Source organism: Chryseobacterium sp. DT-167 (assembly GCF_058310155.1).
Genome location: NZ_JBZEEQ010000005.1, coordinates 136,501 through 152,313 on the forward strand (window position 1 = coordinate 136,501; position 15,813 = coordinate 152,313).

The window sequence follows — 15,813 nt, forward strand, 5'->3', positions numbered from 1 at the left end:
CTTTCTTCATTTTTGAAGAAAAAAGAAACCCACGCCGTTGTATACACCGGAAAAAGTATTTAGTTCCGGTATTTAGTGAGTGTTCTAGACCTCACCCTACGGGTTTACAAGCACCCTCATTTTTTAGCTATCCGATGATCAATTCGATACCGGCTTTTTGTGCTTTGTATTTTATTTTGGTCTGCAATTCATAATAGCTCCAGTTGCGAAGTACAAACTCCTGTTCTTTTGCAATCCCGATTTTGTCTTCCTGATCTTTAAGAATTAGTGTGCCTGCCTGCTGCCGGATGCAGAAATCAATCAACTTCCGGCTGTACAGATGAAGATGATGACTGACAAAACGGTTTTCCAGATTCTCTGTTTTGTGCATTGCCTTCTGTTTCCGTTTGGTTCCATGTCCTGAACGGGAATAAGCGATTCCGGCTCTGATCCTTTTATTACTCGCCTGAATCGCCAATCTGCGGTAGAGGAATTCCTCTTTCGAGCCAATAGTCATCCGCACATTGTTGGCTTTAACCACGATTGGATGTTCGAGAGACAGCGAAGCTTCAGCAATAATTTCGGGTTTTAAACCGTGGTCTTCCTTTTCAAATTCAAAGACGGGCAGCCAAAATATTTTCCCGCCTTTCAGCTGGACCTGTGAGTTGCATAGCTTGATCTCTTCTCTTAGAAGGCGTTCCAGGATCAAATGTTTATCAGAGAAATCTTTTCCTAGGTAGGTTTTTACTGGAATTGCAAACATATTGAAGGTAAATGCTTTCTTATCTGGATCATACTTCATTTTGCTGATACACTTGACCGGAAGCGGAATGGGAATATCTTTCTTAAAGTTCATTAAGGATTTTGATCCCTGCCAGTAGTCGGCTTTGTTTTTGGAAAAGGTGGATTGAATTGTATTGTTCAGGCATCCCAGAATATCGGTGGGGATTTCTCCCTTGAAACGGTCAAAGACAAGACGTGCCGTGGTGTTTGTTTTTGAACGGTTGAAGATTCCCCTTTCATCTTTTTTTTCATCAGCCAGCTTGTATTGGATTTCTTCGGTGAGGTAAAAGAAATCCTTGATCATTTCCCCTGTACATACAGATGGGAAACAATCAAATTAGCCGCCCGGAAACAGCGGTTCTGATAACGGTGTGGTTTTTAAACACTTCGTCGGTGTTATTCAGGTAGATGATCTGACGATTGAGATTCTTCCAAAAATTGACCGTTACGAACCAGAAGAAAACAAAACCAAATGGCGCGATGTACTTTTGGAAATGCTGAAAGTCACTAAGAAATTAAAAATTCAGCAGGTTGGTCAGGCCAATGTTTCACGACAGTCGATTCATCTTTTGGATATTTATTTTGAGTGGTTTCTGAATGAAGTACAATTGCTGATGCATCAGGGATTAATTAGACAGTATTACAAAGAGACAGGGAATGTAAAAGCCCTGAAAGGCAAATTAGAATTTGGGGGACACATTCAGAAAAACCTTGTTCATAAAGAAAGGTTTTACACCACACATCAGGTGTATGATAAAGATCACTTGATTCATCATATTTTAGGGCAGGCTCTGGAAATTATAGCTTCATTATCGAAAGGCAATTATCTCTACAGCAAATGCAAAATGGTACAGCTGGATTTTCCCGAAGTGATAGCCATTAAAGCTAATGAGAATACCTTCAGCAAGATTCCGAAATCGATGAAGACTGCACCCTATGAAACGGCTTTGGCGATTGCCAGACTGATTATTCTGAACTATGCTCCGAACATTTCAAGCGGTTCTGAAAAGATGCTGGCACTGCTTTTTGATATGAACAGTCTTTGGGAAGAATATATTTTGGTAAGATTAAAACAAGCCGCACAAGGAAGTGATATTGAAGTTTATGGACAAAATTCTAAAGGCTTTTGGAATGGTATAACGATTCGCCCGGATATTGTTTTAGAAAAGAAAATAGATAATGAAAAAAAAGAAATTTTAATTATCGATACCAAATGGAAAAATATTGATCAATCGAAGCCATCGACACAAGATTTGAGACAGATGTATGTGTATAATGAATACTGGAAAAGTAAAAGATCTCTCCTACTCTATCCTTCAAACAACAGTAATCTGAATGATTTTAAATCCTTTGTCCCCATTGACAAAGATCCTCATCATCAATGCTGTTTGGGAAGGATTTCTATATTTAATAATGTAGGGAAACTGAACGAATCAATTGGAAAATATCTTGTTGATTTGCTTTAGCTTAATTTCGAATACCAGCTTAAAAAAGACTAAATTAATTTTATTTATTAAATTGGAGTTGCTCTTTATTACACCAGGATTGATGAATATAGATTTTCATATCTTGCATTTCCAAAAACTAAACGACTATGACGATCAAATTTCATCAAGTTCGTTGCGGAGACGCTATTACGATTTCAAATAATGATAAAGAAAATCCTGTCAACATTGTCATTGACGGTGGTTATATAGGAACCTATCTTCAATGTTTAAAAGCAGGTTTAAATTCACTACCAGGGAAAAAGGCAAATCTTTGGATCTTAACTCACCTTGATGCAGATCACATTAATGGAATGGTTGCCTTTTTACGGGACCCGAAAATGGTGAAGAAATTTAAGCTCGAAGAGGTATGGCTTAATTGTTTTGACCATTTTGAAGTTGCATCAGAGAGTACAGCAGTCAGTGTCGGTAAAGCAATGGAAATACGGGATAAATTGCTGGAGAATGAAACCTCACTGAAATGCAACCTAATAAATAGAACAGAATGGGAAAAAGGTTCATTATCAATTGATGTTTTATCACCTGATTTAGAAACTTTCAATGAGCTGAAGATACATTGGGAAGAGGAGCTTGAGAGATATAAAAAACCTGTGGGTGAAGTGCAGATTTCAAAGAAGGATTCCGACGATTATGATTACACGATTGATGAACTTGCCGCTAAAAAATACTGTATAGAAAATAGTAATGATATTACTAACAAAAGCAGTATTGCTTTTATACTAAAAGATGAAAAAAAGAGTATTTTGTTTCTTGGAGATGCCCCTGCATCAAAAATTGTTTCTGCTTTAGAACAAAGGTTAGTACCAGGGCAGAGAAGATTTTTTTTTGATTACGTTAAGCTTGCACATCACGGCAGCAGATACAATATCAGTAAAGAACTGCTTGGCCTCATAAATTGCAGCTGTTATGTCATTTCTGGTGATGGACTCGCAGGTCATTATTTGCCGGATAAAGAAACTTTGGCTAAGATTCTTTGTCATGATGAAAGAAATAAAGAAGATCCTATAGAATTTATTTTTAATTACGACAATGCAGCGATTAGGTCAATTTTTAAAATAGATAAGGATCGGCTTAAGGAATATAATTTTACAGTGCGATATCCTAAGGCGGGAAAACGATATGTTGAACTATAAATTTATATGATAATGAATGATTTAAACATATCAGCTCACATCGTTATGATCCGCAGGAAGTCGAGATATCAAGGAAGCGGATTCCTTTTTCTTCCAAGTGTAACGTCCAAGTATATTTACATTCTAACCGCAAGGCACTGTCTTTTTGCTAAAAAATCCAAGCTTGGACCTATTGCTGCAGATTTGACCCTTTATTTTGAAAAGGAGGATCGCGGCATTAACTATCCCTTGAGCGTAGATGATGAAATTATCGCAGATGAAAAAGAGGTTCCGGATTTAGCGTTGCTTAAATTAAAAAGGGAAAACATCGAGTCAATTACTGGAGAGTTACCCGTAAGCTATATTGTAGATTTTGATGCAGAATATCTTTCTAATTGGCACTTTAAGGGATTTCCACATTTCAATGCTCAGAAATCAGTTTCTGATCATGTAAATATTATTCCTGATGACAGCAATGATCAAAGACTTGAAGTGCTGAGCCATGCAACCTATAGTACTAGTAATAGTTTTTCCAGCGAAAATGTAAAAGGTTTTTCAGGAAGTGCCTTAGTTAGAAAAATAAATGGTCAGATTTATATTTTAGGAATTGTTACAGATTATAGAGAAACTGGCAATAGATTTATAGTTGCATCACTATCAAAATGGCTCAAAACCAAGATTGAGGGACTTAAGATTTATAATATTGGTTTGGAAACTATACTTCCATGGGATTTATTTTTGGAAAACATCAAGGGCAGATCGGAGCAATTAGGACCGCGTTACACACCATTATTGAACATTGAGCTTGACATAGCAAGTTATTTTAATACGATTAGTCACGACCAGCATTTAAAAAATAGGCTAAATGATGCAATCATGCCAGTCAATGATGCTTATGCTATTTTTCAGTCAAAATTTAGATCATTATATAGGTCAAGTAACACGATATTTGGAAGATTTTGTGCTAAACATCAACAAATTAGTTATGTTGAAAAGGGCGAAACATTCAAAGATATTTTAGATGACGTAACTAGACTGATCGAAGAAGTTAATCGCAAACTAGGAAGAGGAAGTACGCTTGAAAATAAGGTAAATACTGAATCTCTACTTAGAAGACTATATGATCGTACGTACGGGCTATCATCGATTATGTACTTTTTGCAGAAAAAAATAAAAACAGGTAAAGCACTTTATGACGACGCGTTTAATGCTTGTACCTTTTTGAATCAACGCACTGAAATATTGTTAGGGAAATCTAGGGACTTGCATTTGACCAACAATCCGTATTTAATGATTTCCGGAGAGGCGGGAGCGGGAAAATCACATCTTTTTGCGGATGTTGCTAATTCGAGGATTAAGGATAATAAACCAACGCTCTTTTTTCTAGGTCAAAATTTTACTTCTGGACAGGAACCGTGGAAACAGATTCTTGCGCAACTTGCAGTGAAGGATTTAACAGTCACAGAGTTTCTGCATATGCTTAATGAAAAAGGGAGACTAATGGGCGAGCGTGTTCTAATTTTAGTGGATGCAATAAATGAAGGGCAGGGGCTGGGTTTGTGGCCGAATGACTTGGAAAGTTTCGTTGCAAAACTTGTTGCATTCCCATATATTGCTTTAGCGATGAGTTACAGACAAACATATGTAACAGTGTTAAGAAAAAATGAAACTGCTTGGAATTATTTTACACCAGTTGTACATGAAGGATTTCGAGGTAATGAACGCGAAGCTCTAGTTGCCTTCTCAAACTACTACAACATCGATGAACCTAAAGTGCCTGTGCTAAGTGAGGAATTTTCAAATCCTTTATTTTTGAGACTGATGTGCTTAAGTTTGCAAAAGGATTCTTCATTGATCAGAAATGGGAAAGTTGATATTAGCTCTATTTTTTCAAATTATATAGAGTATGTTAATGAAAAACTTGGACAGACGGAAAAGTATGATTATGCATATTATAAACTGAATTTGGTAAAACGTGTAACAGAGAAAATGGCAAATGTAATGCTTACGCACAACGAAATTGAGAGCTTAGATTATGAAAAAGCATTTGATCTTACACAAGAACTGGTTGGGAAATATTTAACAAGAAAAAGATTCTTGGATGATCTCATTAATGAAAATGTGCTGATTGATGAAATACGGCTTTCTGATGATTATTTTTATACCCCAATTTATCGGATAGCATTTGCTTACCAAAGATTAGGTGATCATTTTCGGGCTAAAGAATTTATAGGTAATATTCGTAACAAACTAAAAACCCACAATCAAGTTTTTAACAGGAGAGTCATTCGCTTATTTTTAAAAGACGAAAAAACTAGACTTGAAAATCAGGGGCTGGTCAATGCTGCGCTAACCTTAGCCATTGATCGATTTTCCGACAAGATATATACAGAATTAATACCCTCTGACATTAAAAATGAGAAATCGATTATAAATGCTGTTCTACATAGTTTTTTATGGCGTCAGAAGACTGTTGCTGTTAATGACTTGGAAGAATTTTATCATCTCCTTTTAGCTGAAAATGGTGATAATTTATACGCTTTCTGGGATACCAATCTTTTGATGACATTTAATCTGAACCAATCATTAGACGCCCTTTTTCTTCACAAAATACTGAGTAAAATGAGCATGCCTGACCGTGATGCAACATGGAGTATTTACATAAACGATAGATTTTATTTAGAGGAAACGGGACCAGTTAATCGGCTAATAAAGTGGGGGTTAGAGTTTACCGAATTTACAGCTGATCATAAATCAGCTTTAATGGGACTAACAGCGCTCACTTGGTTTTTAACCAGTGTAAATAGAGAGCTAAGGGATACTGCAACAAAGAGCATCCTAAATGTTTTATTGCATTTACCATCTCAAGTCGTAGAATGGATGTCTATATTCGAAAGCATAAATGATCCGTATATAACCCAGAGGGTTTATGCTGTTGCGTTCGGAGTAATTGTGAGACAACGAGATCCGGAATTGATAGTGAATATATCTGACTATGTTTATAAAAATTTCTTTGGTCTTAAGGAAGTCATACCAGATATATTAAAACGTGATTACGCTAGTCTGATTCTTGAGTTTGCTAGAAAAAATGTCAAAAATTTATCATACGATGAAGCTAGAATCGCTGCTACCTACACAAGTAAAATTCCAAAAAAGCTGCCCTCAAATAAGGAAATTGATAACTTATTAAAAGGTTTAGAAATTAAAAAATATGGAGGTTCTGATACTATTGTAAGATCTATGGTAACCGAATATGGTCGTGGTACATCGGCATACGGAGATTTTGGTAGATATGTGTTTGAGTCGGGCTTAAGAGCTTGGAAAGAAGCCGATGCAGATGGTTTGAGCAATCTTGCCGTAAAATATATTTTCACCAAATATGGTTATGATGAAAATAAACACGGAAATTTTGATAATAATATTGAAAAGGGTAGAGGTAGATCATACAGTCAGGAACGAATAGGCAAAAAATACCAATGGATCGCCTTCTTTGAAATCTTGGCGAAAGTGGCGGACAGCTACTTAAATTTTAATGGCAAAGGAGAATTGACTAATGCTAGCAGTACGTATAAAGGTGCCTGGAATCCATATGTAAGGGATATTGACCCGACCTTTTTAACCGTTCCTCCTAAGAAAATGAAATTAGAGTGGTTACCAAAAATTGATTCTAGTAAATGGTTGCACGAGAACAATAGGAAGTGGCTCGAAAGTCGTGATAATATTCCTGATCCGACAAAATTTGCTGAGATTATAGATTCTGAAGGTAAGCAGTGGCTTTGCCTTCAAATTTTTCCTGATTGGAACAGTAGGAATGACGAGTATGATCAGTCATTTCATGAAAAATACAAAGATTTTTGGATGCAAATTCGCAGCTACATCGTAAAAAAAGAAAGCCAGGCGAACACTATAAATAGATTAAAAAAGGCTGATCTAACCGGTCGATGGATGCCAGAATCATCTGAGAGGCACACTATGTTTCACCGTGAGTATTATTGGTCACCTGCAATGGAAGATTATAAGTCAGAAGATGAATACCAGGAAATCTTCTACCGCCGTGAGCTGTTAGGAAAGGTTTCTGTAAGTACAATTAATTATTTTTGGGACAAGGAATTTGACAAGTCAAATGAAGGAACAGTAAATATACTGAAACCATCAAAGTTAATTTATGAACTCCTGCAATTGAAAGACGGAGATAAAGACGGAGAATTTGTTGACAGTCAGGGAAATTTGGTTTGCTTCGATCCATCTGTCCAGTTCGGGGGAAGAAATCAGCTAATAATTGATAAGGAAGTTTTATTAAAAAGCCTGGACCAAGCGGGCTTAGATATATTTTGGGCTATGCATGGCGAAAAACGGATCATGAATGATAATTTTCAACCTATGGAGTTTTACGGAGTAATGGGATTAGATAATGAAACGAAAGAACTCATTCAATTAAATTTTAACATTCTAAATCAGAAAAAGAAACGCAAAAGTTTTCTTAATAGATAAATAAAATATCTCTATTTTAATAATTTACTCTTCGTTAGTTATTTTTGCATAAGGGATTGCAGCGGCATCCTCCTTTAGGGAGATATAGCGGAAAGCCCGGCCTTTAGGAGATGCCATGATAATTTTATCAAAATTTTCTTCTAATAAGTATTACGGGAAACCGTAATGTATCTCCGGGTTATAATTTTATTTTTACCGCAGAACTAAATAAATGAAATACCTTATATTAGACGATGCCTCTTTATATAAGTGAGGAACTAAATTTATAAAACTTAAACGCTCTAACTCATGAAATTAAAAATGACTAAAATTGTCGACAGAGGTACTCACAATTCTGAAAAAGTACTGATAGATGTACTGGAAGATGTGAATCTAGAGTATTATATCATCCGGGATACTACCTTTAGTAAGATCAATACGATATCCAATAAGTGGGTGCATGTTTACGAATTCTTAAATCAGGCAGTAAAAAAAGGTGATAAGATAGTTCTTCATACGAAATCAGGTAGTAACCAGATTAATAACTTAGGTGAAGGAAAAACAGAATATCTATATTTTTGGGGCCTGGGAAATAGTGTTTGGAATAACGATGGTGACGCTGCAGTTCTTTATGAAATCAATACGTGGGATACTTTAGCTGTAAATGCTAAGTAACGTGATTATATACGATTTTGTTGTCATGCAAACTGCTGTCTAAATCTAAACTCGATAATATGAAATTAGGAAATTCATACTATAACTGTTTTTCAGAAAAAGGATATTGTGATTTTGCTGATAATGAGTTTATCAGGGATTGCTTTGAGCTGGAAGTTGAGCCCGCTATTTTTTTGGATAGTTGTGTCTGTATACATACTTTTCAAGGATCATACACGATTATTCGGACATTAATAAGGGGTTTTCAACTTGGAAAGGGCTGTTGGAGGAACGGTTGAATTAGATGTAGTTTGTAATACTTTATAAATATATCAACTTTAAGTATAAAGTTGTTAGTTTCAACAACTATAATGGTTGAAAAGTGTTGCATAAAGAAGAGAATTTTAAAATGAATAAATATTGATAGTTAAAATTATGCTGTGTTTATTAAAACATATCATAATGAGCCGATTAATGTTTTTAATCGGCTCATAAATTTTAGTATATTTGAGCCAAATAAGTTATTTAATCACCTCATGGAATATATTTGGCAATCTAAAGATTTCCCGAAATTCGTATTTAATAAGCAAGAAATCGTTCCGCTGATTCAACAGTTTGCGCACGATTTGGGAGAAATAAATGGAATTGTGATGGGCTTTTCTGAAGAAAATAAACAAGACTTATTTGCTGAAGTAATGCTTTCTGAAGCACTAAAAACATCAGAAATTGAAGGCGAATATTTTAGTCGAGAAGATGTGATGTCCTCACTGAAAGCCAATTTAGGCATCAAAGATTACCACCAAAATAACCGGAACAAAAAGGCAAATGCCATTGCACATTTGATGATAGAAGTTCAAAACAGCTATTACAAGCCAATTTCCGAAAAAATACTTTTGGATTGGCATCATATCTTAATGGAAAATGAAAGAGGAATTAATGCCGGACAATTTCGAATGGGAATAGAGCCAATGCAAGTGGTGTCGGGTAAATTTGGTGATTTCATCATCCATTATGAAGCTCCACCTTCTGAGAATTTGCCATTGATGATACAACAATTTTTGAAATGGTATAATGACTTTGAAGTGAACGACTTTGGAAAAATCGGAGAAGGTATTGTGCTTTCGGCGTTAGCGCATCTATATTTTGAGACCCTGCATCCCTTTGAAGATGGAAATGGGAGAATCGGACGTGCTTTAGCAGAAAAAGCCTTGTCCGAGAAACTTGGAACACCTGTTTTTATTAGCATTTCAAAGTCTATTGAAAAGGATAAGAACCGTTACTATGAAGAATTAAAGCTGGCTCAGCGAAATCTTGAAGTAAGTAGCTGGATGCTTTATTTTTGTTCAATATTGCAAGATGCTTTACTGGATTCTAAAAATCAAGCACTTTTTACTTTAAAGAAAACTTTGTTTTTTGATCAATTTAAAAGTCAACTTAACGAACGAGAATTAAAAGCTATTCAGAAAATGACAGAAATGGGAGGAAATTCTTTTGTTGGAGGAATGAATGCAAAAAAGTATATTTCTATTAATAAAATTTCTAAAGCCACTGCAACAAGAGATTTACAACATCTTTCCGAAATTGGAGTTTTTCTCAAATCGGGTGGAGGTCGTTCAATTTCTTATAAATTGAACTTGTAAATAAATGTGATAAAGTGATTCTCCATCAAACTTCTATTAAGAAGCGGTATTATGATTTCCTTTTAAGAATTAAAAAGTCAATTACTTAAAAAGTTTTAATATTAAATTTGAGCAGTAACTTTTAGAATTGCAGATTATTTTCTTCCTTAAAATTGATAAAATTTGAGGTGTACAGGCGAAATGTATCAATTATCACTGTAGCATTCGGGAAATTTTAACTATTTGATTTTTAGTAACTTATAAAGTTGGAGGTGTGCAAAAGTAGTACAAATGTGCATTTAAATTTTATCATCAAACATTGTAAAATACTGTTTTACAAGTACTTAACATGACGAGATTCGTGCAGTAGAAAAAAAAGATGTTGCAGCATCTTAATTGTGTACCACTTTTGTCCACCTCGATATGTATAAACCACCATCAATAAAGACTTCTTTAGATACTGTATCGGGTCGGCGCACAAGATTTGAGCGAAAATAAAAACTATATCCCCTAATTTTTAGAATAATTGTTAGTTTGAAAAAAACTCGGGAGAAAATTATCTTTACAATATAGAATTTAGACAAAAAATAATACGTCAAGTTTTGACGCCTCGGTGATTTAGCTTTGATAAGTAAATATTAAGTAATGATCAAATTTGTATCAAACTATTGTGATATGTGTTAAAAAAAGTTAAATTAGCAACAATAAAATTATTAACCAAATCATGAACAAACTCTACATGAGTGCATTACTGGTATGCACAGCCGGTGTACTATACGCACAGGAAGTGGTATGGCAGAAAGACATCAAATCCTCCACGCAGGATTTTCTTTCACAAGTCACCACAACTATCGACCAGCAATATTTGATTACAGGAAGCTCTATTCAATCGAAGAAGCTTACTTCAGAAAACAAACAGAATAACGGTTACGATTTTCATTTGGTAAAACTCAACCAGCAAGGTGAAGAAGTCTGGGAAAAATATTTCTCAGGGCAGAACCACGATTTTCTTTCAGCTACCGTTGCTACTCAGGAAGGTGGTTTTCTATTGGCGGGAACTTCTTATTCGGGAAAAAATCTAGACAAAAAAGATGACGCTAAAGGCGGATCTGATATATGGCTGATCAGGATCAACGAATTCGGTGATGAGCTTTGGCAGAAAACGCTGGGATCTGCTCAGGATGAGGAAGCCAGAGCGGTGATCCAGACTACAGATTTTGGATTTTTTGTGGCAGGAAATACTCAGAATGCACCGAAAGGTTTCGGCTCTAAAGATGTGATCGTTTCAAAACTTGATAAAAATGGAAAAGAATTATCACAAATCATTTTAGGTGGAAAAGCTTTAGACGAAGTTGAGAAGATGATTCCAACGGTTGACGGCGGTGCGTTGCTCGGAATTTATTCGAGAAGTAATGTAGGCGGATCTAAGAAAACCGAAAATTTCGGAGAGGGAGATTACTGGATCGTAAAGCTAAGCAAAGACGGAAAAGTAGAATGGGAAAAGAATTTCGGTGGGAAAGGTGATGATCATTTAAGAACTGTAGCGATGACTTCTACAGGATATATCGTCGGCGGGGAATCAAGATCAGAAAGATCGGGAAACAAAACTGCAGGCATCGAAGAAGGAACCGATATTTGGCTGATTTCTTTAAACGACAGAGGTGAAGAACTCTGGCAAAAATCATACAATTTTAAGAACCGGGATATCCTGATGGGAATGAATATGATAAAAACCGGAGACGATAAAAACTCAAAAGGTATTTTACTAGGAGGTTACACTCAGGCAGAAGGAAGAATTGAGGCAGATGATGAGACCTTTTGGATGTTGTATCTGGATCAAAACGGCAATGAGGAGTGGAGAAAACATGTTAAAGGAGAATCAAGGAAGAAAGAAGAAAGGTTATCTGATATCAAATTAAATCGTGATGGTTCTATTATTTTAGCAGGAACAAGTGCGGAAGAACTCGGAAAAGAAAACTGGAAGATCGTAAAACTGGGAGACAAACAGTTGGATCAACTGATTGAAAAACTGGATATCAAGATTTATCCGAATCCTGTGTCAGAGTACTGTTATGTGGAAATTGGCTTTGATTTTAAAGAAGCCGATATTACAATTTACGATATGGGCGGAAGACAGCTTCAAAGTCTCAAAACAAAAAACAAAGTGACCAAAATCAATACCCAGAACCTGATCCAGGGAGCGTATTTGGTGACGATAAAAACGGATACGAATAAAACTGCCAACGCGAAAATTATCAAGAAATAATTATGAAAAATTTTATATTAACAGCAGTATTGATATTAACTGGTTCTACAATCAACGCCCAACTCCCATCTGGCGGAGAAGCGAAAAGTTATGTTGGGAATATCAACGAAATGTTTGCTGCAGCACCTACTTCTAATAATCTTATGAAATTTGAGGAAGTTCCTGTGAGTTATTATACAGGTGTTCCTGATATTAATATTCCCCTTTTTAATATTCCAACTAACAATAAAAATGTAGCTGTAAATGTTCAGCTAAAATATCATCCTTTAAATGCAAAACCTGATGACCGAGCTGGCGAGACAGGTTTGGGATGGAGTTTAATAGCGGGTGGAACTATCTCCAGAACCGTAAGAGGCGGGGGCCCGGATGAAAAAATTAGGGATGTTGCGTTTTCATCTCCACCAAAAGTTAAGTATGGTATCTATCATCACATTTACAATCCTACCTATAAGATTATCAACAATGATTTTTCATTCAATTTTAATGATTATACTTTTGATGCAGGAATTGGTAAGTTTGATACTGAATATGACTTGTATCAATATAATTTCTCAGGCCAGTCAGGTAGATTTTATGTTGTGAAAAAACCAGATAATACTTATGAGGTTGAAAAATTAGATAAAAATAACCTAAAGATTGTTTGTGGAGAAATTGATACGTATGGTGCAATTAAATCATTTATAATTACGGATGATAAAGGCATAAGATATCTTTTTGATGCTAAAGAAAAATCACAAAAGGATATTACTACAATTAAAATCGGAATGACTACTGGAACAGGTAATTTAAACCCAACAATGGATATTGCAGATTACTTCACAGCATTTCATTTAGTTAAAATTAATGATCAGGAAAATACAACTTTGGTTGAATTTAATTATGATCTTTTATCTTGGGTTAAATACAGTGAAACCCCCACGAGAACAACAAGGCTTGCAAGCAATGTCTATTATACAAACAATTCTGCTGCAGATACCGGTCAGATGCAAAGTCCGGATGGTAGTATGCCGGGATCATTAGAAAGTCAGACCGTATATAATAATTCTCAAACAAGATTACTAACGAATATCGATGTTAAAGGAAAAGGATTAATATATTTAAATTATGAACAAGGCAGACTGGATTCAAATTATTTACAACCTGCTAACTTATATAAACTGAAGTCAATACAAACCAATTTTATTGGGCAACCCGCAAACTTATACACTGATAAGTTTGTATTTGACTATGATTACTCGAACGTTAATCTTCAGACGTTTAGCGGTTCTATGCAGCTTCAAAAATTGCTCTTGAAAAAGGTTACTAATATGAATGCAGATAACCTGAACTCAGAGTATTTATTAGATTATAATACAAATGTATCTTTATTGAAAAAGGATGACTGGGGATATTATAAAACAATTGATGGTCTTAGCTTGCAGAATGAGATTGCTACCGACGTCATTAAATCGATGACATATCCTACAAAAGGGAAGGTTGTCTTTAACTTTGATGAGAACGAATTTAGTTACAACCCAACAGAATATGAAACGATGACTCCGGTCACCGGATATAATACAACGAATAATTTTGAAAGTTCAATAAGTTTTTCACAGTTCAATAACTTATTTAAGCAGGAGTTTTTCACTATCCAATCAGCACAAACAGTTAATTTGGATTTATTGCTAGGCAATCTAATTTATTATAACTGGAATTTTCAAATATTTAAAAAGAATCCGGATAATACTTTTTCGCCTGCGGTTTATACATTTCAGTATTCTGCTCAGACATGTAATAAACCTCAACCACCTGCATGTCCAAATCTAAATCCTAATCCGGATGGGCAGATTATATCAGAGTTTAATCCTACTGTTTATCTAGAACCAGGAACCTATTATGCGTCTTTAACCGGAAACTTTGCTTTTTCTAATGCAGGACCAACGAATGATACTTTTGTCGCTCATACCACTGAACCAATATATGTCGACGTTAAAATCAGTAAAGGGGGTGGGATAAGAATTAAAGATTTATCATATTTTGATAACACCACTTCAACTTCTTTTGCCAAGAAGTATGTCTATGACTATAAAAATTTGGAAGATTCTCAAAGAAGCAGCGGAGCATTAGTGTTCCCAAAACCAATTTTTAAACTAACTGAGTATTATACATTTCAAAATAAAATCAGCAATCCAAGTATATTGTATAGTGCACAGTTCGATGTGACTACAGATTACAATATTCTTCCCGTACAGAAAACACAAGGTGCAGATGTAGGCTACAAATATGTGACTGTAGAGCAAATCGATAACGACAATACCAAAAAAGGCAGGACTGAATATAAATTCCGATCTCCCATTGATTATCCTAATGAGGCAACCATTTTAGTAACCTTATCACCGATTCCAATTCCCAACCAGGATTATTTAAGAGGTCATTTGGTGTCGGAAAAGAAATATGATTCAACCAATAAACTGTTGTCTGAGACGATAAATGATTATGTGAGTGAAGTATTTGAGAAGAATGATGGAGTAAAGCTAAAAGATTTGTACTCAAGTAATATGGTCGCTGAAGTTTTTTCATATTACGGATGCCAGGATCTTCTAAATCATGGAGTAACAAGCTGTGCCCTGGCTTCGCCCTATAAGAATTTTGAAAAATTCGGAATTACATTACCTATACAAAAGATTGAGAAGTCTTATTTGTATAGAAATGGTGTACAGAATTCAGTAACTACGACAACCAATACTATTTATAATACGAGAGATTATCCAACTTCAGTTACACAACTGCTACCAGAAGGAGATTCTAACATTACAAGCTATAAATATGCGCATGAAAAATCAAATACGAGATTGATTAATGCCAACATGATAGGTATTCCTTTGGAAACCGAAACTACAAAGAATAACAAAGTAATTAGTAAAGTTGAAACACTTTATGATGATACATCAAATTATTTTCCTACCTCGATAAAATCATTGGATTTTCAAAACAATTTTGTAACCGAGTTAACTTATGATCAATATGACATTAAGGGCAATCTGCTACAGTACACGAGTAAGGATGGAATTCCTACTTCAATTATCTGGGGATATAATGGGACTCAGCCTATAGCAAAGGTTACAGGATCAACGTATGCTCTGGTAAGCAGTCTGGCGTCTGCAATTGTATTTGCATCAGATACAGATGCATCGTTAGGTGCTAATAATGATGAAGCCTCGCTGATTGTTGCTTTAGATAATTTTAGAAAAGATTCAAATTTAGCTAATTATCAAGTCACAACATATACCTACGATCCTCTAATCGGAGTAAGAAGCATTACCCCGCCATCAGGAATCCGGGAGGTTTATCTTTATGATACAGCGAATCGATTGAAGGAGATCAGGGAGAATAATTCTACCGGAAAAGTCCTGAAGGAATTCAAATACAACTACAAACACTAAAAT

Annotated in this window: 8 protein-coding genes; 7 read left to right on the plus strand and 1 reads right to left on the minus strand. The window is 35.3% G+C overall.

Features of this window, described 5'->3' with window-relative positions; translation table 11 throughout:
* Positions 1-127: 127 nt before the first annotated feature.
* Positions 128-1,066: a nuclease/transposase family protein gene (locus AC4FQ5_RS08755; protein ID WP_491142516.1), complete on the minus strand. Its 939-nt coding sequence runs from the start codon at positions 1,064-1,066 to the stop codon at positions 128-130.
* Positions 1,067-1,133: 67 nt separating this feature from the next.
* Between AC4FQ5_RS08755 and AC4FQ5_RS08760 the strand changes: the two genes are divergently transcribed.
* The 7 genes from AC4FQ5_RS08760 (at position 1,134) to AC4FQ5_RS08790 (ending at position 15,810) form a co-directional block, all read left to right on the plus strand.
* On the plus strand, positions 1,134-2,228 hold the full coding sequence (locus AC4FQ5_RS08760) for an McrC family protein (RefSeq protein WP_491142517.1): 1,095 nt from the start codon (positions 1,134-1,136) through the stop codon (positions 2,226-2,228).
* A 128-nt stretch (positions 2,229-2,356) separates the two neighbouring features.
* On the plus strand, positions 2,357-3,400 hold the full coding sequence (locus AC4FQ5_RS08765; RefSeq protein WP_491142519.1) for a ComEC/Rec2 family competence protein: 1,044 nt from the start codon (positions 2,357-2,359) through the stop codon (positions 3,398-3,400).
* A gap of 12 nt (positions 3,401-3,412) precedes the next feature.
* Entirely contained in the window at positions 3,413-7,870 is a 4,458-nt protein-coding gene (locus AC4FQ5_RS08770) for a hypothetical protein (RefSeq protein WP_491142520.1), read from the plus strand.
* Positions 7,871-8,158: 288 nt separating this feature from the next.
* Positions 8,159-8,524: a lamin tail domain-containing protein gene (locus AC4FQ5_RS08775; protein ID WP_491142521.1), complete on the plus strand. Its 366-nt coding sequence runs from the start codon at positions 8,159-8,161 to the stop codon at positions 8,522-8,524.
* A 419-nt stretch (positions 8,525-8,943) separates the two neighbouring features.
* Positions 8,944-10,143 (plus strand): Fic family protein, encoded by a 1,200-nt coding sequence (locus AC4FQ5_RS08780; RefSeq protein ID WP_491142523.1) that lies wholly within the window; start codon positions 8,944-8,946, stop codon positions 10,141-10,143.
* 703 nt (positions 10,144-10,846) lie between these two features.
* Positions 10,847-12,388 carry a T9SS type A sorting domain-containing protein gene (locus tag AC4FQ5_RS08785; protein ID WP_491142525.1) on the plus strand — a complete coding sequence of 514 codons (1,542 nt, stop codon included), beginning with the start codon at positions 10,847-10,849 and terminating at the stop codon, positions 12,386-12,388.
* A gap of 2 nt (positions 12,389-12,390) precedes the next feature.
* Positions 12,391-15,810 (plus strand): hypothetical protein, encoded by a 3,420-nt coding sequence (locus AC4FQ5_RS08790; RefSeq protein ID WP_491142526.1) that lies wholly within the window; start codon positions 12,391-12,393, stop codon positions 15,808-15,810.
* Positions 15,811-15,813 lie beyond the last annotated feature (3 nt).